Source organism: Nostoc sp. LPT (genome assembly GCF_017115165.1).
Lineage (GTDB): Bacteria > Cyanobacteriota > Cyanobacteriia > Cyanobacteriales > Nostocaceae > Nostoc.
Genome location: NZ_JABXKF010000063.1, coordinates 26,555 through 51,930, shown reverse-complemented (window position 1 = coordinate 51,930; position 25,376 = coordinate 26,555). Strand labels below are relative to the sequence as shown.

General features: G+C 42.1%; 21 protein-coding genes and 1 pseudogene. 10 read left to right on the top strand and 12 right to left on the bottom strand.

Going from position 1 to position 25,376, the window contains the following annotated elements; translation table 11 throughout:
* Positions 1–304: 304 nt before the first annotated feature.
* Positions 305–583: a hypothetical protein gene (locus HWQ58_RS14550; protein WP_292863506.1), complete on the top strand. Its 279-nt coding sequence runs from the start codon at positions 305–307 to the stop codon at positions 581–583.
* Positions 584–859: 276 nt separating this feature from the next.
* Here the strand turns inward: HWQ58_RS14550 and HWQ58_RS14545 are convergent, their stop codons facing one another.
* The gene (locus tag HWQ58_RS14545) at positions 860–1,243 is read right to left on the bottom strand and encodes a hypothetical protein (protein WP_292863503.1); all 384 of its coding nucleotides are present in this window, start codon (positions 1,241–1,243) and stop codon (positions 860–862) included.
* A gap of 173 nt (positions 1,244–1,416) precedes the next feature.
* On the opposite strand from HWQ58_RS14545, the gene HWQ58_RS14540 reads away from it, so the two are divergent.
* From HWQ58_RS14540 to HWQ58_RS14525, 4 genes are all read left to right on the top strand, one after another.
* Positions 1,417–1,656 carry a hypothetical protein gene (locus tag HWQ58_RS14540; RefSeq protein ID WP_292863500.1) on the top strand — a complete coding sequence of 80 codons (240 nt, stop codon included), beginning with the start codon at positions 1,417–1,419 and terminating at the stop codon, positions 1,654–1,656.
* A gap of 38 nt (positions 1,657–1,694) precedes the next feature.
* The gene (locus tag HWQ58_RS14535) at positions 1,695–1,850 is read left to right on the top strand and encodes a hypothetical protein (RefSeq protein WP_292863497.1); all 156 of its coding nucleotides are present in this window, start codon (positions 1,695–1,697) and stop codon (positions 1,848–1,850) included.
* 8 nt (positions 1,851–1,858) lie between these two features.
* The gene (locus HWQ58_RS14530; protein WP_292863494.1) at positions 1,859–2,845 is read left to right on the top strand and encodes a hypothetical protein; all 987 of its coding nucleotides are present in this window, start codon (positions 1,859–1,861) and stop codon (positions 2,843–2,845) included.
* A 151-nt stretch (positions 2,846–2,996) separates the two neighbouring features.
* Complete coding sequence (locus HWQ58_RS14525) at positions 2,997–5,105, top strand: pentapeptide repeat-containing protein (RefSeq protein ID WP_292863491.1); 2,109 nt, start codon at positions 2,997–2,999, stop codon at positions 5,103–5,105.
* A 53-nt stretch (positions 5,106–5,158) separates the two neighbouring features.
* Here the strand turns inward: HWQ58_RS14525 and HWQ58_RS14520 are convergent, their stop codons facing one another.
* From HWQ58_RS14520 to HWQ58_RS14510, 3 genes are all read right to left on the bottom strand, one after another.
* Positions 5,159–6,052 (bottom strand): 2-oxoglutarate and iron-dependent oxygenase domain-containing protein, encoded by an 894-nt coding sequence (locus tag HWQ58_RS14520; RefSeq protein ID WP_292863488.1) that lies wholly within the window; start codon positions 6,050–6,052, stop codon positions 5,159–5,161.
* Between the two features lie 4 nt (positions 6,053–6,056).
* Positions 6,057–8,090: a bifunctional metallophosphatase/5'-nucleotidase gene (locus HWQ58_RS14515; protein WP_292863485.1), complete on the bottom strand. Its 2,034-nt coding sequence runs from the start codon at positions 8,088–8,090 to the stop codon at positions 6,057–6,059.
* A 476-nt stretch (positions 8,091–8,566) separates the two neighbouring features.
* The gene (locus HWQ58_RS14510; RefSeq protein WP_292863482.1) at positions 8,567–9,949 is read right to left on the bottom strand and encodes a M10 family metallopeptidase; all 1,383 of its coding nucleotides are present in this window, start codon (positions 9,947–9,949) and stop codon (positions 8,567–8,569) included.
* Positions 9,950–10,688: 739 nt separating this feature from the next.
* Between HWQ58_RS14510 and HWQ58_RS14505 the strand changes: the two are divergent.
* Positions 10,689–10,880, top strand: a pseudogene (locus HWQ58_RS14505) (nitrate transporter); the annotation flags it as partial.
* A 12-nt stretch (positions 10,881–10,892) separates the two neighbouring features.
* Here the strand turns inward: HWQ58_RS14505 and HWQ58_RS14500 are convergent.
* Both HWQ58_RS14500 and HWQ58_RS14495 read right to left on the bottom strand, forming a co-directional pair.
* Entirely contained in the window at positions 10,893–13,886 is a 2,994-nt protein-coding gene (locus HWQ58_RS14500; protein ID WP_292863479.1) for a UPF0182 family protein, read from the bottom strand.
* 76 nt (positions 13,887–13,962) lie between these two features.
* A complete protein-coding gene (locus HWQ58_RS14495) occupies positions 13,963–14,121 on the bottom strand; it encodes a DUF1902 domain-containing protein (RefSeq protein ID WP_292863571.1) in 159 nt (52 codons plus the stop codon).
* Positions 14,122–14,441: 320 nt separating this feature from the next.
* On the opposite strand from HWQ58_RS14495, the gene HWQ58_RS14490 reads away from it, so the two are divergent.
* Both HWQ58_RS14490 and HWQ58_RS14485 read left to right on the top strand, forming a co-directional pair.
* Positions 14,442–14,684 carry a type II toxin-antitoxin system Phd/YefM family antitoxin gene (locus tag HWQ58_RS14490; RefSeq protein ID WP_292863568.1) on the top strand — a complete coding sequence of 81 codons (243 nt, stop codon included), beginning with the start codon at positions 14,442–14,444 and terminating at the stop codon, positions 14,682–14,684.
* Positions 14,681–14,914, top strand: a complete 234-nt coding sequence (locus HWQ58_RS14485; RefSeq protein WP_292863476.1) for a Txe/YoeB family addiction module toxin — start codon at positions 14,681–14,683, stop codon at positions 14,912–14,914. Before HWQ58_RS14490 ends, HWQ58_RS14485 begins: the two co-directional genes overlap by 4 nt.
* 213 nt (positions 14,915–15,127) lie before the next feature.
* On the opposite strand, the gene HWQ58_RS14480 is transcribed toward HWQ58_RS14485, so the two are convergent.
* The 4 genes from HWQ58_RS14480 to HWQ58_RS14465 all read right to left on the bottom strand — a co-directional run bounded on the left by HWQ58_RS14480 (position 15,128) and on the right by HWQ58_RS14465 (position 20,314).
* Positions 15,128–15,355: a type II toxin-antitoxin system VapC family toxin gene (locus tag HWQ58_RS14480; protein WP_292863473.1), complete on the bottom strand. Its 228-nt coding sequence runs from the start codon at positions 15,353–15,355 to the stop codon at positions 15,128–15,130.
* Positions 15,356–15,556, bottom strand: a complete 201-nt coding sequence (locus HWQ58_RS14475) for a hypothetical protein (protein ID WP_292863470.1) — start codon at positions 15,554–15,556, stop codon at positions 15,356–15,358.
* Positions 15,553–15,810, bottom strand: coding sequence for a transferase hexapeptide repeat containing protein (locus HWQ58_RS14470; protein WP_292863467.1), 258 nt, complete (start codon positions 15,808–15,810; stop codon positions 15,553–15,555). Before HWQ58_RS14470 ends, HWQ58_RS14475 begins: the two co-directional genes overlap by 4 nt.
* Positions 15,811–16,177: 367 nt before the next feature.
* Entirely contained in the window at positions 16,178–20,314 is a 4,137-nt protein-coding gene (locus HWQ58_RS14465; RefSeq protein WP_292863464.1) for a caspase family protein, read from the bottom strand.
* A gap of 67 nt (positions 20,315–20,381) precedes the next feature.
* Between HWQ58_RS14465 and HWQ58_RS14460 the strand changes: the two genes are divergently transcribed.
* Both HWQ58_RS14460 and HWQ58_RS14455 read left to right on the top strand, forming a co-directional pair.
* Positions 20,382–20,759 carry a CU044_2847 family protein gene (locus HWQ58_RS14460; RefSeq protein WP_292863461.1) on the top strand — a complete coding sequence of 126 codons (378 nt, stop codon included), beginning with the start codon at positions 20,382–20,384 and terminating at the stop codon, positions 20,757–20,759.
* Positions 20,760–20,768: 9 nt separating this feature from the next.
* On the top strand, positions 20,769–20,921 hold the full coding sequence (locus tag HWQ58_RS14455) for a hypothetical protein (RefSeq protein WP_292863458.1): 153 nt from the start codon (positions 20,769–20,771) through the stop codon (positions 20,919–20,921).
* A gap of 205 nt (positions 20,922–21,126) precedes the next feature.
* On the opposite strand, the gene HWQ58_RS14450 is transcribed toward HWQ58_RS14455, so the two are convergent.
* Both HWQ58_RS14450 and HWQ58_RS14445 read right to left on the bottom strand, forming a co-directional pair.
* Positions 21,127–21,600, bottom strand: coding sequence for a hypothetical protein (locus HWQ58_RS14450; RefSeq protein ID WP_292863455.1), 474 nt, complete (start codon positions 21,598–21,600; stop codon positions 21,127–21,129).
* Between the two features lie 361 nt (positions 21,601–21,961).
* Positions 21,962–25,267: a hypothetical protein gene (locus HWQ58_RS14445; protein WP_292863452.1), complete on the bottom strand. Its 3,306-nt coding sequence runs from the start codon at positions 25,265–25,267 to the stop codon at positions 21,962–21,964.
* Positions 25,268–25,376 lie beyond the last annotated feature (109 nt).

Below are 25,376 nucleotides of genomic sequence, written 5' to 3'. Positions count from 1 at the left end.
ATCCGGGGGCTTGAATTAATGTTGCTTTGCATTTTTTCTTTTCCATAAATAAATTCAGAATTATACATAATTTATTTTCGTTAAAACTTGAGAATTATTAATAAAAATTTTTCAAATATTGATTAACAGGTATAAAATTATACATTATTATCAAAATATGATTGAGGCGATGGCCAAATCCCGCAAAGAAGACAGCCATCGCTCCTATCTAAACCCCAAGATCGATAAAGGCGATCGCTAAATCCCGCAAAGAAGACAGCGATCGCCTTTATATAAACCCCAATATCGGAGTATAAATATCATCATGTCACAATTACCAGAATCTGCCCAGTCCAAGTTAAAACAGTTTTTGTCTGGGGAAAATTTAGATACATCCACTAGCCATCAACCAACCGGACAACCATTACCCCGGCGAGAACCGATTAAACATACATTGATTGGTTCTGCCAAAGCTGTTACCAGCACCATCCACTATTTACAAGTAATTGGTTATGCCAGCGTTGGAGACTGGAGTCCACTAGTACCCACCGAGAACCCAGATAAGGTGATGAGCATTTTAATCCGCCAGATTCTTATGCAATAACCTAAATGTAGAGACTAGCAATTGCTAGTCTCTTTTTCTATTTCAGGATTTACGCAAAACATAACGAAAGTAGCGGTAATTCATGAATTACCGCTACGCAATCATCAGGTTTTCAAGCACATCTTGCGTAAGTCCTGTATTTGATTTACCGAAAAATTGGGTTTACAGCGTTTTTCAAGTAATTGAACCACACCACGCCCTACTCCCTTATCTCCCTCATCCCCCTCATCCTCCTCATCTCAATTGTGGTCTAACTACCTGAAAACTGCTGTAATGTCAAGAACCAGTAAATGCGCGTTCACCGACAGCAGAAACCACGTTTTTACGCACATTACGCTTGCGATCGCTTTTACGAATACCTCCAGCCATCTGATACTCATAGCTATTCTTACCAAATTTATAAGCAATACCACGCAAAATTTTCTCAGAATAATCTGCTAAATCTTGCTCATTTTCAAGGATCTGGGTTAGTAAAACATCAATAGTGGAGAGGGTAGTATTGTATGCTTCTAGAGATTGTCGCAGGCTTTCGATTTTTCCAGTATAATCTTTGACTGACAATCCCTCTCCGACATCTAGACTTGAATTGATAGATTTAATGCTTGCTAGACGTGTTTCAGATTTGCTAAGAATACGTGAATTACGTTTTGGTCTTGCCATAATTGTTACCCATTTTTCAAATTTCCCATAACTCTATAGTGGACAATTGTTTCAAAGGTTGTCATACGTAAAATTATTGGTTTTTATTTAAAAACCTAAAATTTAAGTAATTTCCAGCTACTTCTGATAACGTCAGAGCGGAATTTGATACAGAGTGCGCGAAACACTCAAACGTGAAGGCGGGATTTGATCCAGGGAAGGCGGAATTTGATACAGAGTGCGCGAAACACCCAAACGTGAAGGCAGAATTTGATCCAGGGAAAGCGGAATTTGATACAGACTGCGCGAAACACTCAAACGTGAAGGCGGAAGTTGATCCAGGGAAGGCGGAAGCAGTTATTTCCGCAAAAAGTGAATTATATGTAACTCCAAATTTTGCCCCAATTGCGGAATCTATAAAAGAAAGCGTGTAATATCAGTAAAATGTGATGTTGCATTCCTGAGGTAGTACATGGAGTCACTAACAACGGGTGTGATCGTAACTCTGGCTTTAACCATTGAGAGGGCGCAAATGATGTTTATTTCTCGTGGTCTTTTAGCTAAAGCTTGTGTTTTACGATTGCTCAATGCCAGAGCTTACTTTAATGGATTAATCTTTACTCACTAAAGAAAAAGTTGGATTCTCCAAATTTCAACTATACTAATTTCCAAAGTAAAAATTCATTAATACTAACTTTAAAAATTTTAAATTCAATTATGTTAACACACTGGAAAAATTACTACTGCGCTGTATTGACTATTATAATCTACTTGGTAGTTGGCATGAATTTAGGAAATGCTCATATCGTTTTAAATAAAAATAATGAAGAAACATTGAAGTGTACTGACGCAGAACGTAGAAAGATTAATGAGTTTAATCAAGAAATTTATAAATTTCAACATATATTGGAATTGGATGATGAAGAATTTACAGGGAGCGTTACTGAAGAAGAAAAAGAAAAGCTTGCAGCATGGCGTGAAGCTTTGGTTGCTTGTAATTATAGTTTAAACGACGTACCCACTCTCCTTGCAAATCTTAGTAGTCAAAATGAAAACACTAGGGCTGTGGCGAAAGACGTTCTTACAGAAATGGCTCTAAAAGCCTTGCCAGCAGCTTTCCTTGCAGCCCTTAAAAACAATGACATAACTATTCGCAATAATGCAATAGAAGTTCTAACTAGTTATGAAATTTATACCCATGATGAAAGATACACTAAATCATTGGCTAATGCTCTAAAAGAAGACAATCAAAGCTTTCGTATTTTCGTTTTATCTATCATAATTACTAATCTAGAGATAAATAGAGGAGAAGTCAATGATGAAATTTTATTTGATTCTATAGCTGAAAATCTTGATAATAAAAATCCAAAAATTCGCACTTTAGCAGCAACTATTCTTTACAACAGCGAATACTCTAAAAAGATATTAGATAACTATAAAAATAGTCCAGACCAGAATACCCGTCAACGTGCTGCTGAAATTATCAAAAAAATTGAACAGGAACCAAAGATTGCAATTGAGAGAGGTCCTCGTCGTCTTAAGATTGTAGCTTTCCGCACAGCACTTTTAAAGTATTTTGCAAATCAACATAAGAGAAGACATAATAATCAACGTTCTAGATGACACAATCATTAAATAAATAAAAAATAGTAAAGCCTTTTTCTATAAAAATTGCCAGATAAGAAAAGATTTTAACATTATTTACAGGTACAGGATTGTGATGTTTATTTCTTTCCAAGCGTTGATACCTACTTTAGATTTACTATTATAATTTATGTCTCACAACTTCTACCGCGTTCAACTTCAAGGCAAATCTTTTAAAAACCAAAATCTTACTGGTGCAAACTTTAGTTACGCTGACATTAGAGGTGTAGATTTTTCTAAAGCCATTCTCATTGGTGCTAACTTCGATCATGCTGAAGCTGGATTGCAGCGCTGTTGGGTAATTAGTTTGGCAATTGTCGCATTACTTCTATCAACAATGTCAGGATTTGTTTACACTTACGCCGGCTTAACCATAGCTCATTTAGGCATTTTATCGCGTATGGTTATCTTGCTGACGTTAATTGCCTTCTCTGTTGTCACTATCTACCAAGGTTTAAGAGCAGCAATAGGAATTATAGCTGTTATCTCTAGTATTTTGATGCTCTTCACTGTCGCTATTAGTTCAGAAAATCTAGAAGTGTTGATAGTTGAATTGGTATTTGGAACTTTGAGTATGGCTGGAGCTATAGCTGGGGCTATAGTATTTGCTGAAGCCGTAGTTATGACTAAGGTTATCACTGTGACTCAAACTACGGTGTTGGCTGTAGTCATGGCTTTGTTTGGTTCTGTACTTGGAGTTTTACCTACAGGTTTTGATAAGGAAGAATTTATTGTAACTGCACCTCTAGCTAGTTTTATAGCTTTATCTATGGTTGCTCTTGGCACTTATCTTGGTGAGAAAGCATTTGCTGAAGATGAAAAATATTCACTGCTAAAAAAAATAGCTGTTAATCTCTGTGCTAAAAGAAGCACAAGTTTTTGTGGTGCAAATTTGACCAATGCTGATTTTACATTTGCAACACTCAAAAGTACAGATTTCCGAGATGCTCTTCTTACTCGTACCTGTTTCTATCAAGCAAAAATGCTCAACCGTGTTTGTGCTGAGAAAACTTACCTTCAAAAGGCACAAGTGCGCCATGTGTTGGTTACAGGACAGGGACAGGATAAGAATTTTGACCGCCAAGACCTGCGCGGTGTCAACTTCAAAGGAGCGAATTTGGTGGATGCCAGTTTTATTGGTGCAAACCTCAGTCAAGCGAATTTACAAAATACCAATCTATGCAGGGCAAAGCTAGTCCAAGCACAACTTAATGGAACGGATTTCACAGGCGCTACTCTCACCGGGGCATACATTCAAGATTGGGGCATTACCACTGATACAAAGTTTGATGGGGTGCGGTGTGAATACGTTTATATGCGACTGCCCACTAAAGAGAACCCTGATCCACTTCGCAAACCTGATAATAATAAAGAGGTTTTTGCAGATGGGGAGTTTGGGGATTTTATTCAACCAATATTTGACACCCTTGACCTTTACCACAACCAAGAAGTTGACCCAAGAGCGATCGCAATTTCCTTTAAGCAGTTAGCAGAAAATCATCCAGATGCTGAATTAGAAATTGTGGCGATAGAAAAACGGGGACAGGATAAGTTTCTGCTTCGTGCCAAAACAGCGATCGCGGCTGATAAATCCCATCTGAGTGCAGAGTATTTCGATACTTACAATGAGATAAAAGGCTTGCCGGAGCGGGAGATTAAATTACTACTAGAAGAAAAAGATAGCAGAATTCGTAGTTTAGAAAATTTTGTTAATCAGGCGCTACAACGCCCTAGTTTTTATTCAAATGTAGAACAGGTAGGTACTATGACTAATAACCCTGGTGGATTTTCAATTGATGGTTTAGTTGGCGGCAACGTCAACAACGTTCAAGGTGAAGGCAACCGAGTATTTCAAGGAGATACAACAATGTCTGGCGATCGCAATATCAACACAGGTGGCGGCAACTATAACGAACGCATTGAACGCGATTATATCCAAGGTAATTACTACGCTGCTGGACAGCCCCAAAGTCTTGCTGAAGCTGCTGCCGAGATTCAGCTATTGCTAAAACAATTAGAGCAAACTTACCCGACCACTACTACATCACAGCAAATGGTAGTAGCAGCAGAAGCCATAAATCGAATTGAAAGCAACCCAACCTTGAAAAAACGAGTAATAAATGCTGTTAAAGAAGGTGGTTTAGCTGCGTTTGAGAAAGCTATTGATAACCCAGCAGGTGCTTTTATTGTTGGCGCTATTAAAGGCTGGCAGGAAGTGGAGTTTCGCACTGCGAACTAGTCTAAAGTCCAGAAATTACGAATTACGAACTTGTATTGAGCGCAGTCGAAATATTACGAATTACCATAAGTTGCTTGTAAACGGCTTAAAAGATATTCTCCCGCAAGGATAGGGGGATAGATAGACGATTGTTCTTTCTGGCAAGTCTCCAAACAAGCAATTTCTGTATCATCATTAGGATGACAGAAAAAAGCGATAGAATACCGGGATTGGTTCATCCTGTTATCACTGGGAATCATCACTCGATGCTTAGTTGAGCAAAATCGATGATTTGTCCACCGTTGCATTAAATCGCCAGTATTGACTATTACAGTATCAGGAATTGCAGGCGTGACAATCCACTCTCCAGATGCTGTCTGTACTTCCAACCCGCCAACGTCATCTTGCAAAAGTAAGGTAATACTGCCATAATCGGAATGTTCACCAGCACGCACTTGTCCGGGTTTTGGTGGTGTCTGCAATGGCGGATAGTGGAGTAAGCGCAAGGTATGATTTTGTTGATTATGTCTTATAGTAAAAAAATCTTCTGGCAATTCTAATGCCAATGCATAAGCTTGTAATATCGTGTTAGCAAGTTCTGTGCAATTATCATAGAAGCTGACAATAGAAGCATCTATCTCTGTAACCGCTTGTTTGTTTACATTAAACGCCTCTTTTAAGTCGCCTGGTTGATTGGGGTCAAGACGTTCTCTCTCAATCCCAACGTAACCCATATTACTAAATTCATCACTCCAAGCTTGCTTTTGCTTAACTTCTAAAGGTAAATTGAAAAAAGATTTGCTGTGAGTGAATACTTGTTTGATTAGGTCTTTTGATATTCCCGAATTTTGCAAGTAGACGAAGCCAATTTCATGACAAGCTTCATAGATTTGTTTGATGACAGCTTGTCGATTTATTGCGTTGCCCTTAGTAAAATTAGTAAAATCAATTACTGGAATTGTGACCATTGATTCAAAATACCACATCTTTACGCAACTTCAGATTTTGAATGCGAGTATCTTTGGTAGCTGGTATATCTTCCTGAGCAAATGGAATCTGCTTAAAGTTAGCAGCCAAATATTCTGCTAATGCATCTTGTTCAGAACCATCAGCAGCAAAGGTAGCTAAACCTGTGCGTTTGCTCTTATCAGCATCTTTTGATGTTAAATCAACCCGTTCTGTTTTCGGAAAAGGATAGCCATCACCACCACTTGCTAGAAAGTTTAGGGTGACAGTGCGGAAGATGCGATTAGAGTCACCCACTAACTCTGCATTTTTCACCACTACATCAATAATTTTGCCTTTCCCATCTTTGATAGCCAGGGATTTAACACGCTTACCTGCTGGCAAATTTGGGTCAAAGCTAAAGGCTAATCCCGCTACTTGGGGAAAACTGCCAGGGGTCGCACCGGGCGCTATGGCTGCTACACTGTGTTCAATCACTGCTAGTAATTCTGTAGCATTCAAAGTAACTAAAGTCAAGCTATTGTTAAACCGTAAAGCATTGGTGATATCAAGTTGGGAAATTTCTTTTTCTTTCTTGCCTGCTACAGGATTTGCTTGGGGTGGTAGTTTGATAACATCCCGCGAGCGAGTCGAACCTGCGGGAAAAGTATATATACCGATATTGTCACGGATACCACCACCATTTTTAATGGAAATGACAGTTTTAGGATCATATCGTTTAGCGATCGCTAAATTAGCTTCGGCTGTCAAATTCCCGAAATTGGTTTCTTGAGTGCGGACATCACCTCGCCAGCCATTGAGGAAAACGTTGGTTTTCCCAAAAATCTGACCATCTTGGGCAATAATCACTTTTTTGAGTGCTTCTGTAATCGCGACAATTTTGGCATCGGGTTTCCCACCCACAGCTGCTACACCTTGGGAATCAGTCGCATAAGTACCGCTGATTTTGGGGTCAATACTTTTAGGAATAATTACTCCATTAGCATCAAAATTAACTACTAAACGACCAACGTAACGATAGTTACCATCGGTATTAACTACAGCTATCGGATTACCATCTGCGGCTTTTTTGATAATTGGATAAGTTCCAGCAGATTTATCACCCACTCGCAGACGGTCTGTTTTGTCGGCTAGTAAGGTATTGGAACCACCAGCAACAATAATATCTACTCCCTTGAGTAATGCTGCTAGCTTTTGCTCAATCGCAATTTGCTGCATGTGTGCCAATAGAATGACTTTATTAATCTCTGGATTTTTTGTCAGCAGTGTATCAACAGAAGTTTGAATTTCAGCAGCTAAAGCGGCGATATCTGCGGTATCACGGTCATAAAATTCTTTAGGCAACACAGTCACACCACCGGGAGAAGAAATAGTCCGCAGTGTGGGAGTTGTCGCCCCAACCACAGCAATTTTTTCACCATTGACGGTAATAATGGTGCTACGGGCAATTTTATTCGGAATTTTACTTGCTTCTTGTCTATCAGCAGTAACTAATTTTGCCAGGTCTTTATCAGTGCTGAAATCTAGATTCGTGCTGAGATAGGGAAATTTCGTCCCTGGGTAATCTTCTTTAGCACGGAGTAAGTCGGCAACGACACCCGTACCTAAGTCAAATTCGTGATTACCAAAGGCGATCGCACTAAAACCAAGAGCATTTAAAATTAAAATATCTCCTCGTCCTTGTCCGCCAAAAGCTGTGTCACTGGCAAATAAGAAAGGACTGGGAATGTAAGCATCTCCAGATGAAAGGATTAAGGTATTAGGATAATCAGGTTTACCATCACGATTAATATCCTGATTTTTGAGTGCATTCAACACCGCCGAAAAGTTGGGTGCATCCTTCAGCGCTGGCACACCTGCTTCTTGGTCAGAAGTATGTAAAAGTTGTAGTATGAACCCTGACTTCTGTGCTGTTTTAACTTGCACTACACCACCAGTAGTTCCTAAAAATAAAAAGATGCCAGATATAATCAAGCCAGTCCTTAAATCTCGGCGATTAAACTTACTTAAAAATAGATTTTCCCGATCGAAAAAAGACATAATACATTTTAGAGTTCATTAGTGGTGAATAATTTTCTAGTTTGTTACAACCAGAAGCTATAATATTTAACCACTATTCCAGACATCCAGCGCAAATGTGTGCTAGGAATTACATAACTTTTGCCATTTATATGATTATTTTTACATCTTGACAATAAAATCTGTAATTCTTTTCGTTTGGTTTTCTTACTAAGCGATCGCATATAGCAATCCTAAATGAGATTGTGAAAATTTTTGTTATGGTCGTCCTTGGTCATTTGTCCTAAGTAAATTGCAAATAATATCATGTCCGGCCAATTAGTTATAATTCTCTTTCTCTATGCAGAAAGCCCAAAAACCCGTCCCATCTGATCTCTGCGGTCTTAATGATAAGTCTTTAACCGGACATGATATAACAAAGGACAAATGACTAATGACTAATGACAGCCAACAGAAAAATATTTCACAAATGATTTGATTTATGACTTAAACAGAACTTAAGCAGCAACGAAAATATTTGCATTATTCAGGAATAATCCGGTATCGAGTGTAGCAATTTGGATTTTGGCGATCGCTCCAGTGCCATCTTGATCGAAGAAGAGAGAACCATTACCTGTGTTGTAAATAAATCTTTGACTATTTGTAGTGGCTGCTGTACCGATCACAAAGTTATTGGCAGCGATCGTCGTACCAGCAACTAGCCCTCCACTAAAACCAGCGGCAGAGACAACAATCGTATCCTCCAGTACGTTAAAGTCAGTAATCGAGTCAATTCCTTCACTGCCAGATTGGAAAGTAAAGAGATCGCTTCCAGCACCACCAACTAGGATGTCATTGCCAGCGCCACCATAGATGACATCGTTCCCGTCCTCGCCAGAGAGATAATTGTTGTATTCATTCCCTATGAGAGTGTCATCAAAGTAGCTTCCTATGGCATTTTCAATAACACATATACCTCCTTGGGAGTTAGCGATCGTAAATCCTCCTTTAACACCAACAACTTGACTAATGAAGCCGCCAGCATTAAGGTCGTTATTCGCCAAAGTAGCATTGTTCAAGTTAATAATTACCGAATTAATTGCTTCTTGACCGGATATGGTATCTGTTCCGCCTGCATCCCAAATACAAGACCAATAAGTTCCTTCACCATTAAAGGATGGAAGTGAATAAAAGTTATTACCTGTGTTACTTGTCCGATTGATCCCGTAAATATGTTGGATGGCGGCGATATCAAATGCCATTGGCCCTGCTGCAAATCCCCAATTTGCTTCATATCCAGGGGAATAGGGACTTTGAGTATCAACGTAAGACATGATTGTCGTCACAAACTGATTGAGATTCAAGTCACCAAAATCTTCAGCGTCTTCAACGCCAGGAAAGATAGAAGAACCTCCTCCATCGTCGTGAGGATGAGCTAATCCCAAAGCATGACCAATTTCATGGATAAAAGTGTCGTAGTAGTAGCTACCAACTAAGAGTTCTGAATCAGGATAATTTTGATAATACTCCCAGTTAATTAGAACATCTCCTTCTGCAAAAAGGTTAGAGGATTCTCCTGGTGGCTTTGCTTGACCTAGTACGCTATCACTACTAAAAACAGAAGAATCAACACTATGAAAGGTTAACTCAGCTTGAGGATCGTTAAAACCAGAATACTCTACCTGGAAATTAGCGACATTCGCCCACGCCTGTATTGCATTAGTGAAGGCATTTATTTCAGTGTTATCGAAGTTGTCATCCCAAGACTCATTATCAACAAACGAATAAGTGATTTTTCTACTGTCGTTTTCAATCTTCCAACGACTGCCCCATAGTAAGCTGTCTACATAGATTGAACCAGTTTGAGTAATATCATTAGTAGAAGTAACAAAATTAGACATCTGCTTCTCCTTTTGAGAATTTAGAGTGAGATAGTTATTTCAAAGAATATGGAGTAGATAGAGCTAGATTTTTACTCAATAAAATTAGAAGTAAAATTCCTGATAAAGCATCTTGTGTGTAAGTGTAATGATGCTTGTAACTGGAGCTACCAACTCATCCACAAAATACATAATAAAAAAAGTAGAAAAATTATTCATTCACCCTTTATGTAGTCTTATATGCAAGATAATGTATGTAAAATTGCAGAAAACTGCATTGTAAAAATCACAAGGTTACAAAAGATAGTGCAAATATTAGAATTTAAGGATTAACACTGGAAAGTTGATTGTCTTTGATGTGAATACAGTTTTTGTAAGCAGTAAAAGAACAAGGCAAGCAGGCAATCTAGAAATTACTGCTCGTTCCATCAGCTTAGACATCAAGGAGTAATCGTACGTAAGCTCTAGCAATAACTGCGTTCTCTGATAAATTCTGGAAATTGTATTTAATTTACTAATTAAAATTTGCTTTTCTGATAAAGTTTAATAAAATCAAGCTTTACCTATTCTTTGTATTACTACTATCGCATCGTAATAATACCTAAATTTTGGGATTACTCATCAACGAGGAGAAGATATAAAAATATTTTAGTGAAGTAAAACTACGTGTAATTTAATACACTTTTATTCATGCTATTTTGTGTTGTTGCCGCAGTATTTCCCAAATATTTTCCATGAAAACTGAGGCAGAGAAAACAATATGTTTTTAGACATTTTAGCTAGCCTGCAACGGTTATTTGTCGGTTACATTCCAGCCGCTGTATTAGGTAGTTTCATCGGATATTTAATCGGGATGAATAGCATGATTTATTAGCTATTTAGGCTGATATTTCAGATACCACATAGTATTCCTTCTATAGCTTTGCTACCTATTGCCCTAATTACGTTTCAACTGGACTTTCCCTTAACCCGGCGGGGTTGCTTCTTCAAAGGGACGGATAATCGCCGGGGCTGGTGTAACTTCTGGTTTAAAGATTCCCTGCAATGCTTGTTCTAAGGTTTGCGCCATGACAATCCGGTTTTCGTAAGCCACTACTACCCGTACCAAGGTTGGCAGACTATTCTGTGTAGCTTCTAGATAGATTGGCTCGACATACAGCAGCGATTGCTCAATGGGAATTACTAGTAGATTGCCTTGAATAGCTCTCGAACCCTGGCGATTCCACAAGGAAATTTGCTGAGAAATTACTGGGTCTTGGTTAATCCGCGCCTCGATTTGCTCTGTTCCGTAAATCAGGCGTTCTTTAGGAAAGACATATAGCACCAGCTTACCGTAGTTTTTGCCATCCGATCGCGCCGCTAACCAAGCAATTAAATTAGTCCGTTGTTTGGGAGTATAGGGTAGAAGCAGAATAAATTCTTCAAAGTCTACAGTGGGTAGACTAGTAATCAAATAATACGGATCTACTGGACGGGGTTCGCTGCCATAGATTTCATTCGGAATCTGCCACTGGTCTTCCCGGTTGTAAAATACTTGGGGGTCGGTCATGTGGTACGTCATCAACCGCTCAGATTGAATTTTGAAAAAGTCCACCGGATATCGGGTATGACTGCGGAGATTGACTGGCATTGTACTGAGTGGTTTGAACATATCGGGAAATATCGCTGACCAAGTGGCAATGATTGGATCGCTTTGATCGGCAATGTAAAACTTCACAGTGCCATGATAGGCATCAATCACTACTTTGATAGAATTGCGAATGTAGTTGATCCCATCGCTACCAGTGTCTGAGTAGGGATAGCGATCGCTCGTTGTGTAAGCATCAACAATCCAATAAAGATAACTGGGATTACTTGGAAAATCTTGATTAGCCGCAGCAGCAACTAAATAGGGGTCGCTGTCAAATTTCAGGAAGGGTGCGATCGCTTGAATTCTTTCCTTGACATTTCGTCGCAGTAGCACTCTTGTATCTGGCAAAAAGTCTCGCGTCAGCACCATCTGCCAATCTTTCAAATACATCGCAAATAGCCACCGTCGCCATGCTGAACCGATTTCAACACCACCTAGACCCTCGTAAGAGTTGTAAACATTATCACTACCGCTAGGATAGTCTAGCTCTCTAACTTTTGTGCCAGTCATTACATAAGTATTAGTAATCTCACCGTAATAAATCCGGGGTTGCCCAATCGGAATACTTTGACGAACGGCTTCATTAGAAGTTGTAAGGGCGCTACTATTACCGCTAATATCTTTAACAAAATATTCTGGTAGCCCACCCGCCCCAACTGTATTAACTGGACTAACAGTAAACCCGAAACCGTGGGTATAAATTAAATGGCGATTAACCCATGTTTGAGCTTCCTGTGGTACGGCACTGTAATCTAATTCTCGTGCGGCAATCAGTACCTGCCGCCGTTCTGTTGATTCAACTGCTTCCTGCTTCGGTTCTGGCGGCTTTTGGGGGGCAGGTGGTCGCGGTGAAGGTTCATCTGTTTTAAGAGTATATCGATCAATATCGGCATCGGGGAACTGATAATATGGGCGAATTTGTTGCAGTTGACGGTTAGTTTCTAACAGTGGTCGCTCATCCCACAGGCGAATATTCCGAATTGTCGAGTCATTCTTTTGAATATCAGCTTCAGTCAGTGTTCCTTGGGGGTTGAAGCTTCTAGAATCAATCGCTTCTAAATCGAATGCTTGGCGAGTTAAGGCGATAGTCCGCTGAATGTAGGGTTGCTCTCGTTGCAACTCATTAGGTTGGACAATTAAATATTCCACTACAGTAGGTAAAACAATATCAGCAGCTACAACTAGTATTAGATAAACCCGTAACCCGTAAAATACAAAGCGACGATACTGAGATTTGGGGTTCCAGAAAAACGTTCGCCAAAGTAGGTAAAAGGCGATCGCAACTGCCACAATGCACAAAACGGTGTAGGCTGGCAATTGGGCTCTCACATCGGTATAGCTAGCACCATAACTCACTCCACGGCTAGAATACACCAGTTCATAACGACTCAGCCCATAACTTAGAGCTACTACCAGCATCAATAAGCCACCCATACCGAATAAATGACGCTGCTGCTGGGGCGAAAAACCAGGGAAAATTCCCTGACTCAAACTATCCGCCGACAAGAGATAAGTGAGAGTAACGGCGACGAAGCCATACAAACATAATCCCATCAGCCAGAGTTCTAGTAGTTCCCAAAAGGGTAAGGAAAATACGTAAAAGCTGATATCTCGACCAAATAAAGGCTCAGTGCTGTTGAAAAGAGTGGGGTGCAAATATTCCAGCACCTTTGGCCAGTGTCGGAATATGATGAAGGCAAAAATGAGACTGGAGAGAATTGCGATCGCAGTCAGTAAAAATTGAGGATAGATTAAGATGGCGATCGCTACTCCCCCAATTAAACCGAGATACCAGACTTGAGAGACAATCTGCCTCAAAAGTTGCCAGATTGTCTCCGGTCGAAATAGGGCGGGAACGGGTAGAATAGCCTGATTAACTGGAGAATGCCAGTAGAAAAGAGCAATTTGACCATAGTGAACCAGCATTAACCCAATCAACAAGCTCAGAACCACAGTTAAGGGTAATAACCAGTGTAATTTTAATGGTTGAAAGCGTTGCGGCCCAAGTATCCGGGTTTCGTTGTGTCTTAGATAATTAATACTGAGAAAATTTGTTAATTCACTGTTGACTTCTACTGGCTCAATCTTTAAAGACTGGGAATATTTTAGCCGTTGTGCTAAAGCCAGATTTAGCAGTAGATAGGCAGCAGTTATTCCAGCCACGACTACCCACAAAATACCACGAGTCACCAGCCTCAACAAAAATACTTGGAGATAGCCGACTTCTTGAAACCAAAAAATCTCTGCTCCCAGACGGGAACCCAGATCCAACAGTAGCCACAGCCCCAAGAATACAATTAATAGTCTAAAGCCCCATTTCCAATACATTAATAACTAATTTAAGAAGAACGCCAATTCTCTATTTGCAAGCTAAGTACTCTTTGAAATTCTCGAACATTAGATGTTACAACAAAAGTTCTGGAATTATTTCTCGCAGCTTTTGCGTCAGAACCTCAATCGTAGAAGCTTCTGTTACCAATCCAGGTACATCATCACTAGTTGCTACCCAAACTTCTGCGTCTGAATCCCAAAATGCTTCAACCTTAAATGTGATTTGTGCCATCATTGAGTGCTTACAATGTAGTTCCAGTTTAGAGCATCCGAGTTCTCAAGGTAAGCGTAGATGCACCATTAGATACCAAGTAATCGCATTTTTGCTCATCAAAGCGATGTCTCCAACGGGCTACGCCTACGCCTTTGATTCACCATCATTCACCCTTGGATCTCGGTTGTTGGAGTTCTGAGCATGAAATCTCGTGTTCAAAGGGGTTTGTCGTTAGATATTGCTTTTCACTCACTATAATTTAATACGCACGCTCCCTACTTACTTGCATAAGTTCGTAGATAAACTAAAGTAAAGTTATCGTGAGCTAAAAAAGCATGATGTTTTCGCTTCCTGTCAACGACGCTCAAAATAATTTACAAGAACTGATAGACCAAGTTGCACAGCAGGGTAAGCCTGTGATCATTCAAGGCAATCATGGTAATGCGATTCTGCTGGCGGAAAAAGACTGGTCTGCAATTCAGGAGACTCTTTACTTGTTATCTATACCTGGAATGGGAGAATCTATAAAAGAAGGACTAGCAACTCCGATTCAAGAATGCGATGAGGAGTTGGATTGGTGAGTCAGCGCAGTAATGGAGAGCCACTTCCGAATTCTGAAGAACTGAGTTGGAGGTTGGTTTACACAAAACAAGCGCAAAAAGATGCCAAGAAGTTAGCTTCTAGTAATTTAAAGGAAAAAGCTGAGGAGTTGCTTGTAGTTCTTAAAAAAAATCCCTTTCAAAATCCTCCACCTTATGAAAAGCTGGTTGGTGATTTATCAGGTGCGTATTCTCGCAGGATAAATATATAGCATCGCTTGGTATATGAAGTCATCGAATCCGAACAAGTAGTCAAGATAATTCGGATGTGGACGCATTACGAGTAAGTTTTAGGTACTTGATGAGATGATTTAATTTTGGGGTTGACCCAAACTTGATATTAATTGTGGTTGACTCTTAAATAATCGCCCTTCACTCAGCATGATTGAGCCTTAGATTTCGGATGTTGCGGTTCTGCAAATTATTTATACTGTCCAATTTTGTGTTACCAAACCTGGTACTTGACTAAAATCACGATTGTTTCGGGTCAAAAGTACCAAATTTTGTGAAATAGCAATTGATGCAATTCGCAAATCCATTGTAGCGACACGAACTCGCTGCGCTTTTAGTCCATCGAAAACTGTTGCTGCACTAGTATCGAATGGTAGAACTGGAGCAACTGAGAAACCTTGAAGAATCTCCAGCAGTATCATCTATCCTCGAATTGTATCAGCCGATGTTTGGGCACGATTGATAAAGGTATTAGCACCAAGAACTTGTTCGTGAAGACTAATAATGGAAAATGCAAAATCTGCGGGTGAGTGTTGAGCAATTCGAGCCGTTAAGTTTGCGTATTCCGAAGCAGAACGCCGTTGTAAAAAACTTATATGGTCGGTATCCAAAAGATACTTCACGTTTGGTCACTGGTTTCGTCTGTGGGTCTATCAGCGTGGCGCAAAGACTCACCATACTCCAGAACTTTGAGGAAAACTTGCTCATCCGAAATTGAACCCGTCACTTTCTCAAGCCAATTGCTAGGAGTGGGAGCAGGGATAAGCAAACGTTTAAGTTCGGCAACTGTCTGCTCAAGATTTACCAAACGTTGCTCAATGGTAGTTTCATCTAGCATAATTTTTGAGTAGTGCAAAAAATCAACGGCTGGCATCATGTCAATCATAGCTGACTATCGATCTGCAATAATTTTCAGATATTTATCCTAAGTGGTTGTAATCCATGTATCTGTTAATTATGGGTTGACTATTAATAATCGCCCTTCACTCAGGATGATTGAGCCTTGGATCTCGGATATTGCTGTTCCAAGCACGAAGTTCCGAGTTCAAAGGTCGAAATTCCGAGTTCAAAGGTCGAAGTTCCGAGTTCAAAGGTCGAAGTTTCGAGTTCAGAGGTCGAAGTTTTGAGTTCAAAGGTCGAAATTCCGAGTTCAGGGGTCGAACTTCCGAGTTCAGAAGGTGAAAAGTCGAGTTCTGAGCCTCAACATTGGAGATTAGAGGTTTATTTCTCCTGTTTTCTTCTCATTAATCCCGGCTTTTAACTTCTTCTTTACTCCAAACATATTTACGGCAGACTTCGCAGGCGGCTTTTGCTTCCTCGGTTTGCGGATTGGTGAAGATGGGATGGTAACGCAAGCTGTCGCAACAGACTTGCAACCATCCACGCCAGCCACCGCGCCACAACCTCACTGTGCCGTCATCGCCGCCACTGACAATCGTCTGCCCATCGGCGCTGATAGCAACAGAATTGACATCACCCTCATGACCACGCAATGGTTCAGCCAAGGGAAGACCTTGACAGTTCCACAACCGCACCGTACCGTCATCACCGCCACTGACAATCGTCTGCCCATCGGCGCTGATGGCGACAGAATTGACAATACGCTCATGACCACGCAATGGTTCAGCCAAGGGAAGACCTTGACAGTTCCACAACCGCACCGTACCGTCATCACCGCCACTGACAATCGTCTGCCCATCGGCGCTGATGGCGACAGAATTGACATAACCCTCATGACCACGCAATGGTTGTGCCAAGGGAAAACCTTGGCGGTTCCACAACCGCACTATGCCGTCAGTACCGCCACTGACAATCGTCTGCCCATCGGCGCTGATAGCAACAGAATTGACATCACCCTCATGACCACACAATGGTTGTGCCAAGAGAAAACCTTGGCGGTTCCACAACCGCACCGTGCGGTCTTCACCGCTACTGACAATCATCTGCCCATTGCCGCTGATGGCGACAGAATTGACAATACGCTCATGACCACGCAATGGTTGTGCCAAGGAAAGACCTTGACAGTTCCACAACCGCACCGTGCGGTCTTCACCGCTACTGACAATCGTCTGCCCATTGCTGCTGATGGCGACAGAATTGACAATACGCTCATGACCACGCAATGGTTCAGCCAAGGGAAGACCTTGGTGGTTCCACAATCGCACTGTGCCGTCAGTACCGCCACTGACAATCGTCTGTCCATCGCCGCTGATAGTGACAGAAGAGACATCACCCTGATGACCACGCAATGGTTCAGCCAAGGGAAGACCTTGGCGTTTCCACAACCGCACTGTGCTGTCAGTTCCGCCACTGACAATCGTCCGCCCATCGCCGCTGATGGTGACAGACCAGACATCACCCTGATGACCACGCAATGGTTGTGCCAAGGGAAAACCTTGGCGGTTCCACAACCGCACTGTGCCGTCAGTTCCGCCACTGACAATCGTCTGCCCATCGCTGCTGATGGTGACAGACCAGACATCACCCTGATGACCACGCAATGGTTGTGCCAAGGGAAAACCTTGGCGGTTCCACAACCGCACTGTGCCGTCAGTACCGCCACTGACAATCGTCTGCCCATCGCCGCTAATGGCAACAGAATTGACATCACCCTGATGACCACACAAGGGTTCAGCCAAGACCTTCCCTTGGCGGTTCCACAACCGCACTATGCCGTCTTTACCGCCACTGACAATCGTCTGTCCATCGGCGCTGATGGCGACAGACCAGACATAACCCTCATGACTACGCAATGGTTGTGCCAAGGGAAGACCTTGGCGGTTCCACAACCGCACTGTGCTGTCAGTACCGCCACTGACAATCGTCTGTCCATCGGCGCTGATGGCGACAGACCAGACATAACCCTCATGACTACGCAATGGTTGTGCCAAGGGAAGACCTTGGCGGTTCCACAACCGCACTGTGCTGTCAGTACCGCCACTGACAATCGTCTGTCCATCGGCGCTGATGGCGACAGACCAGACATAACCCTCATGAACACAAAAGGGAATGGAGATTCTTACTTTATTCATCACCCGAATCAAACTGTTCTGAACTGGTGCAAGAATCTGCTGGGGTAGTTTCTCATAATTCTCACCCATAGCTTGAATTGCCAAAACTAGACTATCTAGGGGTTGGAAAGGCAATAAATTCTCTACCCTCGCCGCTTTTTCTCGCAATCGTGATTCAGTGAGTGCCTTTTCTAATGTGGCAATCTGGTGCTGTTCATAAGCATCACTGAGTTGATAAAAATTCTTGGCTTGAGGTGATGATAAAAACTCCAGCTTTTCCAAATTTTCCCGCACCTCTGCTAGCAATCTCCCTTGCATAAACTCTAGCTGTTCCCAATTTTCCCGCACCTCTGCCAGCAATCCCCCCTGCATTAAATATGTTTCATTCTTCCCTTTGTTCAACCACTCTCGTAAAGCATCTGCTAACCTATCACTCAACCACAACAAATCTCGGTCTTGTTGTCGCCATTGGGCAAATCGCTGCCAACCCTCTATTAAGGCTTCATGGGCTAAATCAATCCACGCTTTTCCTTGTTCATCTTTTCCAGCTACCAGCAAACGTCCTTTCACCAATCCTTCATCTAGCAATTCACTCAATGCTTGCTGCTGTTTTTCGTTATAGCCAGCAATGACTAACAGTTTAGCTTTTGGTTGGCGCTGTCGCGTATCCTTTTCTCCCTCTCCCTCTTCCGTTCGCACTAATCGCAGGAAAATTTGCCCAATCCAGTCTTTCTCCTTTTCATTTCGTTCTTGAATCGGGGAATCTTGCTGATAATCTTCGTAAAGATAAACATTTTCTGCATGAAAATTCAGCGCCCCTGTCAATCCTTGGAAGTTTTCATACTGTTCTAGGGTAAGTTGATGCTTTTGTTGGTCGCGTTTTTCCCAGAGTCTAGTTAAAGCAAACTCCATCAACGGCAAATATCCCGGTTCTTTACCAACATCTTCTAAAATTTTTAGTACTAGTCTTTCTTCAACACTATGACCTTGAAGTTTAGCAGGTTCGGTTATTGTCTCTTTTAAATCAACTCCAGTGATACGCGGCATCAAAACAAGCTGATTTTCAATCAATTTATTTAAAGACGGATAGTCTAAACATGGTTCGATAAAATCCGATCGCATGGTAATCACAACTTTCAACTGCGAATCAGTCATGTCTACTACCTGAGTCAGCAATTCAATAAATCTCTGCTTTTGTTCAGCAGCAGAGACAGTAAATAGTTCCTCAAACTGATCTACTACCAATAAAAATTTTTCTGCACCTGTGAGATGCTCCAGAATTACAGGTAAAGGATTCGCTTCTTTAGTAATCAACTCCCAAAGCAATTTTTCTTTTCTCGCTCCCGGAAAAAATGCTTTCAGAACTCCTCTCAATTCCTGCAAAGGCTGAAATCCTGGCTTGATTGGCGGTAAAATTTGCCAGACACTATGATCTAATTCTGGAATCAAACCCGCCTGAACTACAGAAGATTTACCACTCCCGGAAGCGCCAATAATCGGAACAAAGGGCTTTAGTGCCAGTTTCTCCAGAATCTTCCTTACTACCTGCTTGCGTCCAAAGAAAAACTGTTTTTGTTCAGCTTCAAAGGCTTTTAAACCTTGGTAAGGACATTCTTCTTTGACTTCAAAAGTTTGAACTTGTCTTTGATGATTGTAAGTAACTAAAGTAATTGAACTTCCCCAACCCATTTGAATCGGTTGTTGACCACTCCCTTTAAGTTCGGCGCTAATACTACCAAAGAAATCAGCACTTGTCACCTGTCCATGCTGATTAGCCTTCTCTGCTGACAACCCAGCCAGTAAAGCAGTTGTAAAAATGCTGTGTTGTGCGCTTTTTTTGGCATAGGCTTGTTGAAAACCTCTGCAAGCAGCAATAAAGTAATAATCGCGCTGTGAACTAAAAGCGGTAAGACTTTTTTCGATGAGATTGCGTTCTATAAAATCGCCACTGTGACAGCAATCTAACAGCACTACTAGACTACTCAAGTCGGATTCTTTAATTAGTTCGTTCAGTTCAGCAAGACTAATCCCGCCTTTTTGTCCAACAATTTTTGTGTCTTCTGTAAAAATTGTCAAATCAGAAGTTGCCAGATATGCTTGTGGTCTTCCCAAGGAGCTAGATACAGAAATACCATGACCTGTAAAGTAAATTAGGGCTTCGTTTTTAACTGCTTGTTGTTGCAAAAGTGTTTTGAAAGCTTCAGCCAACTTAGTTGTACTAACTTTCCCTTTGAGAACAGCGATATCCTCAAAATCACCATGCGCTTTTAGTACCTTTTCTACCGCTTCTGCATCCGTAGCTGGTTTTGTGAGGTTGGGAAGCTGATTTGTATAATCTGTAATGCCAACAACAAGCGCGTAACGAGCCATCTATACATATTGAAGTTGTCTGTTACAGAATAAGATAACGTAAATACACCTAAAATCTGAGGGCTTGATGTCGAACATAGAACGTTTAGTCTTTGAAGAAGACGGGGAAATCTATACAATTCTGTTCGAGTCAAAGGAAACGCCAACTGTTCCAGAAGTAGTCACACCAGAGGTTAATGACGATAAAGAATCCTACGGCTTTCGAGAAGAGGCATTTGTCAAGATTAACGAAGTTCACCATCAAATTCGAGCTTATACCAAATATGCCATTGGCGCTTTTAAAAATTTAGGTACAGCTGAAGTCGAAGAGGTGACTCTCAAGTTTGGCTTGAAGATAGGCGGAAAAACTGGTATACCCTTCCTAACTGAAGGTTCGGCAGAGAGTAATTTTGAAATTGAGGTGAAGTGTAAGTTTCCTGAAAACAAGCAAAATTCCAGCACTTAAAGTTTTGCTTTGGCAGAGATAAGCTTTATACCTTCAACTCTGCTAGGAATTATGGAAGCGATGTTTCCTGCTGGCTACGCCTACGCCTTTGATTCACTATCATTCACTCTTGAATCTTGGATGTTGCTGTTCAAAGCACGAAGTTCCGAGTTCAAAGAGTAAACCATCGCCTTCCACTCTCCATCATTTACTCTTGGATCTTGGACGTTGCTGTTCAAAGCTTCAAGTTTCGTGTTCTCATCTCGAAATTCCATGTTCTGAGGTTGAAGCTTCGAGTTCAGAACTCGGAACGTCGAGCAATTTACTCCAACATCCGAGTTCTGAACCTCAACATTGCACCTAAGAAGTGCGATGTTGAAGCTATTTTCTACAACGCTGCGGCTTGAGGCTTGGATTTCCGAGATTTACGGGCGAACCTTTGCCCCATTTCCTCAACTACTCCATCTAAACCAGCGCCTTGTCCACTAGCTTTGGCATAGTTATACACCTGCAAGGCGGCTGCATAAGCTTCACTACCCACTGCTATAGATGTATCATCCAGCAACTCTTGTAATTGTGACAAAGACAGCAATACTGGATACAAAGCTTCAAATAATTGTACGTCTTTCCGCATCTCATTGAGGTCAAACGATCGCGGTAAAAACTCTGGGTTCTGTGTCGCTACTTCCAATGCTTTGCTGACAAAAGCGCGGCTTTTATCTCCCATCTTGGGTAAAGCTTTACGCTCCTCGTTACTTAAATCAATCAAAAATGGTAATTTGTCTTTAATTGTGGCGATCGCTTGCAACACCGCATCTCTATCTGATTGCGCTAGTGTTGCACTAATTGGGGCTGTGGACATAGAAATTAGTCTCCAGTATGTTGCTTATTTTTAGTGTGCCCACATATACAAGTTTAATTTCAATAACACCAATAAAAATTCCAAGGTCAAAAGGTGAGCGTTGTCAAAGTGCGGGTTACGCCTAAGCCTTTCACTCACCATAATTTACCCTTGGATCTCGGCTGTTGCAGTTGTGAACATAAAATTTCGAGTTTTGAGCATGAACTTCCAATTTTTAAAGGTGAAAACTGGAGTTCTGAGCCTAAATTGAGAAAATAATAAGTCTCTTTTTCGTGTTCTCCTCTCTTTACTTACTGCCTTTATAGCCGTTTGCAATTGAGTCGAGTACAGACCTTCTTAGAGGCACAGCAATGCCGTGTTTTTACCCGCTTACTTTACTCCAAACATATTTTTGGCAGGTTTTGCAGGCGGCTTTTGCTTCCTCTGTTTGCGGATTGGTGAAGATAGGATGGTAACGTAACCTGTCACAACAGACTTGCAACCATGCACGCCAGTCACCGCGCCACAAACGCACAGTGCCATCTTCACCGCCGCTAACAATCGTCTGCCCATCGGCACTAATGGCGACAGAATAAACCCAACCCTCATGACCATGTAAAGGTTCAGCCAAGGGAAGACCTTGTAGGTTCCACAACCGCACAGTGCCATCATCACCGCCACTAACAATCGTCTGCCCATCGGCGCTAATGGCGACAGAATAGACCCAACCTTTATGACCACGCAATGGTTCAGCTAAAGCAATACCTTGATAATTCCACAAACGCACAGTGCCATCAGTACCGCCACTAACAATCGTCTGCCCATCGGCGCTAATGGCAACAGAATTGACAAAACCCTGATGACCACGCAAAGGTTCAGCTAAGGCAAGACCTTGACGATTCCACAACCGCACAGTGCCGTCATCACCACCACTGACAATCGTCTGCCCATCGGCACTGATGGCGACAGAATTTACATAACCCTGATGACCACGCAAAGGTTCAGCTAAGGCAAGACCTTGCAGGTTCCACAACCGCACAGTGCCGTCACTACCACCACTGACAATCGTTTGCCCATCAGCGCTAATGGCAACAGAATAGACCCAACCCTGATGACCACACAAAGGTTCAGCTAAGGTCAGACCTTGCAGGTTCCACAACCGCACCGTGCCGTCAGTACCGCCACTGACAATCGTCTGACCATCGGCACTGATGGTAACAGAATAGACCCAACCCTTTTGATCGCGCAAAGGTTCTGCTGAGGTCAGACCTTGGTGATTCCAAAACCGCACCGTGCCATCAGTACCACCACTGGCAATTGTCTGCCTATCGGTGCTGATGGCGACAGACCTAACATTACCTTCATGACCACGCAAAGGTTCAGCTAAGGTCAGACCTTGACGATTCCACAACCGCACCATACCATTGGCACTGCCACTGACAATCGTCTGCCCATCGGTGCTGATGGCGACAGAATAGACATTACCCTCATGACCGCGCAAAGGTTCAGCTAAGGAAAAACCTTGGCGATTCCACAACCGCACCGTATCGTCAGTACCGGCACTGACAATGTTCTGCCCATTGGCGCTGATGGCGACAGAAGAGACATTACCCTCATGACCATACAAAGGTTCAGCCAAGAGAAGACCTTGGTAATTCCACAACCGCACCAGACCGTCGGCACCGCCACTGACAATCGTCTGCCCATCGGCACTGATGGCGACAGAATAGACCCAACCCTTATGTCCACGCAATGGTTTAGCTAGGGGAAGACCTTGGCAGTTCCACAACCGCACCGTATCATCAGCACCGCCACTGACAATCGTCTGCCCATCAGCACTGATAGCGACAGAATAGACCCAACCCTTATGTCCACGCAATGGTTTAGCTAAGGAAAGACCTTGATAGTTCCACACCCGCACCGTACCATCAGCACCGCCACTGACAATCGTCTGCCCATCAGCACTGATGGCGACAGAAGAGACATTACCCTGATGACCGCGCAATGGTTCAGCTAAGGAAAGACCTTGGTAATTCCACAACCGCACCGTACCATCAGCACCGCCACTGACAATCGTCTGCCCATCAGCACTGATAGCGACAGAAGAGACATTACCTTGATGACCACGCAATGGTTCAGCTAAGGAAAGACCTTGGTAATTCCACAACCGCACCGTACTATCAGCACCGCCACTGACAATCGTCTGCCCATCAGCACTGATAGCGACAGAAGAGACATTACCTTGATGACCACGCAATGGTTCAGCTAAGGAAAGACCTTGGTAATTCCACAACCGCACCGTACTATCAGCACCGCCACTGACAATCGTCTGCCCATCAGCACTGATAGCGACAGAAGAGACATTACCCTCATGACCACAGAAGGGAATCGAGACTCTTGCTTTATTCACCACCCGATTCAAACTGTTCTGAACTGATGCAAGAATCTGCTGGGGTAGTTTCTCTTGATTCTCCCCCATAGCTTGAATTGCCAAAACTAGACTATCTAGCGGTTGGAAGGGCAATAAATCGTCTACTCTAGCCGCTTTCTCTCGCAACTGGGATTCAGTAAGCGCCCTTTCTATCTCGGCAATCCGGTCTTTTTCATCAGTATCGCTGTACTGGTAAAAATCCTCATATTGTTGGGGTGATTGCAATTGTTCCCAGCTATCCCTCACTTGGGCCAGCAATTCCTTTTGCATTAAATATTTGTCATCCGGCCTTTCGTTCAACCATTCCCGTCGGGTATTTTCTAATGTATCGCTCAACGGTCGCAACTCTCGGTCTTGTTGTCGCCACTGGGCAAACTGCTGCCAACTTTCAATTAAAGCTTCATGGGCTAAATCAATCCAGACTTCTCCTTTTTCATCTTTCCCAGTAATTAATAAGCGTCCCTTAACCAATCCCGCTTCACCATCTAGCAACTCACTAAGCTGTTGCTGTTGATTGGCATCATCACCTGCAATATTTAATAATGTGGCTTTTGGTTGGCGCTGTCGGGTATCCTTTTCTCCCTCTCCTGTTCGCACTAACCGCAGAAAAATCTGCTTAATCCATTCTTTTTCTTGCTGACTGCGTTCTTGAGTTGGATATTCTTTCTCATAATCTTGGTAGTGATAAACATTTTCTGCATGGAGATTTAACACCGCAGTTAATCCTCCCAACTTCTCATACTCTTCTTGGGTTAGTTGATATTTCTTTTGCTCGCGTTTCTCCCAGAGTTTAGTTAAGGCAAACTCTAACAATGGCAAACTCCCTGGTTCTTGTTTAAGATTTGGGAGAATTTTTAATACTCCTGCTTCTTCAACACTATGAACCTGAAGCTTGGCAGGCTTGGCGATTGTTTCCTTTAAATCAATTCCAGTTAAAGGCAGCATAACTGCTGCCTGGGTTTGAATCAGGTGAGTCAGAGAAGGATTATCTAAACAAGATTCAAGAAAATCACCTCGCATAGTAATTACAACTGCTAACCGCGAATCATGAATCTCTACTACCCCAGTCAGTAGTTCAAGAAATCTCTGCCGTTCTTCTTTATCTATACAAACTGTAAATACTTTCTCAAACTCATCTACCACCAGCAAAAATTTTTCTGTGTTAGTCACAGCCTCTGCATCATTAATAGGTTTAATCAGGCTGCCGAAACTGTTGTCATTCTGAGCAATTTCAACCACAAGGGCGTATTGTGTCATCTTCTTTTGCTAAAACTATTGATAAATTACCTCTGTGCTTTAAAATACCCAAATTTACTAGTGATTTACCCATTAGAGTTAAAAACTCTAGATTTAAAATTCAAGTAGC

Excerpts from the sequence above, each read along its gene's own strand:
- HWQ58_RS14460 (WP_292863461.1), top strand. The coding sequence starts at position 20,382 with ATGTCGAACATAGAACGTTTAGTCTTTGAAGAAGACGGGGAAATCTAT.
- HWQ58_RS14500 (WP_292863479.1), bottom strand. The coding sequence starts at position 13,886 with ATGTATTGGAAATGGGGCTTTAGACTATTAATTGTATTCTTGGGGCTG.
- HWQ58_RS14535 (WP_292863497.1), top strand. The coding sequence starts at position 1,695 with ATGGAGTCACTAACAACGGGTGTGATCGTAACTCTGGCTTTAACCATT.
- HWQ58_RS14495 (WP_292863571.1), bottom strand. The coding sequence starts at position 14,121 with ATGGCACAAATCACATTTAAGGTTGAAGCATTTTGGGATTCAGACGCA.
- HWQ58_RS14520 (WP_292863488.1), bottom strand. The coding sequence starts at position 6,052 with ATGGTCACAATTCCAGTAATTGATTTTACTAATTTTACTAAGGGCAAC.
- HWQ58_RS14445 (WP_292863452.1), bottom strand. The coding sequence starts at position 25,267 with ATGACACAATACGCCCTTGTGGTTGAAATTGCTCAGAATGACAACAGT.
- HWQ58_RS14515 (WP_292863485.1), bottom strand. The coding sequence starts at position 8,090 with ATGTCTTTTTTCGATCGGGAAAATCTATTTTTAAGTAAGTTTAATCGC.
- HWQ58_RS14470 (WP_292863467.1), bottom strand. The coding sequence starts at position 15,810 with ATGATGCCAGCCGTTGATTTTTTGCACTACTCAAAAATTATGCTAGAT.
- HWQ58_RS14490 (WP_292863568.1), top strand. The coding sequence starts at position 14,442 with ATGTTTTCGCTTCCTGTCAACGACGCTCAAAATAATTTACAAGAACTG.
- HWQ58_RS14525 (WP_292863491.1), top strand. The coding sequence starts at position 2,997 with ATGTCTCACAACTTCTACCGCGTTCAACTTCAAGGCAAATCTTTTAAA.
- HWQ58_RS14545 (WP_292863503.1), bottom strand. The coding sequence starts at position 1,243 with ATGGCAAGACCAAAACGTAATTCACGTATTCTTAGCAAATCTGAAACA.
- HWQ58_RS14450 (WP_292863455.1), bottom strand. The coding sequence starts at position 21,600 with ATGTCCACAGCCCCAATTAGTGCAACACTAGCGCAATCAGATAGAGAT.
- HWQ58_RS14510 (WP_292863482.1), bottom strand. The coding sequence starts at position 9,949 with ATGTCTAATTTTGTTACTTCTACTAATGATATTACTCAAACTGGTTCA.
- HWQ58_RS14465 (WP_292863464.1), bottom strand. The coding sequence starts at position 20,314 with ATGGCTCGTTACGCGCTTGTTGTTGGCATTACAGATTATACAAATCAG.
- HWQ58_RS14550 (WP_292863506.1), top strand. The coding sequence starts at position 305 with ATGTCACAATTACCAGAATCTGCCCAGTCCAAGTTAAAACAGTTTTTG.
- HWQ58_RS14480 (WP_292863473.1), bottom strand. The coding sequence starts at position 15,355 with ATGATACTGCTGGAGATTCTTCAAGGTTTCTCAGTTGCTCCAGTTCTA.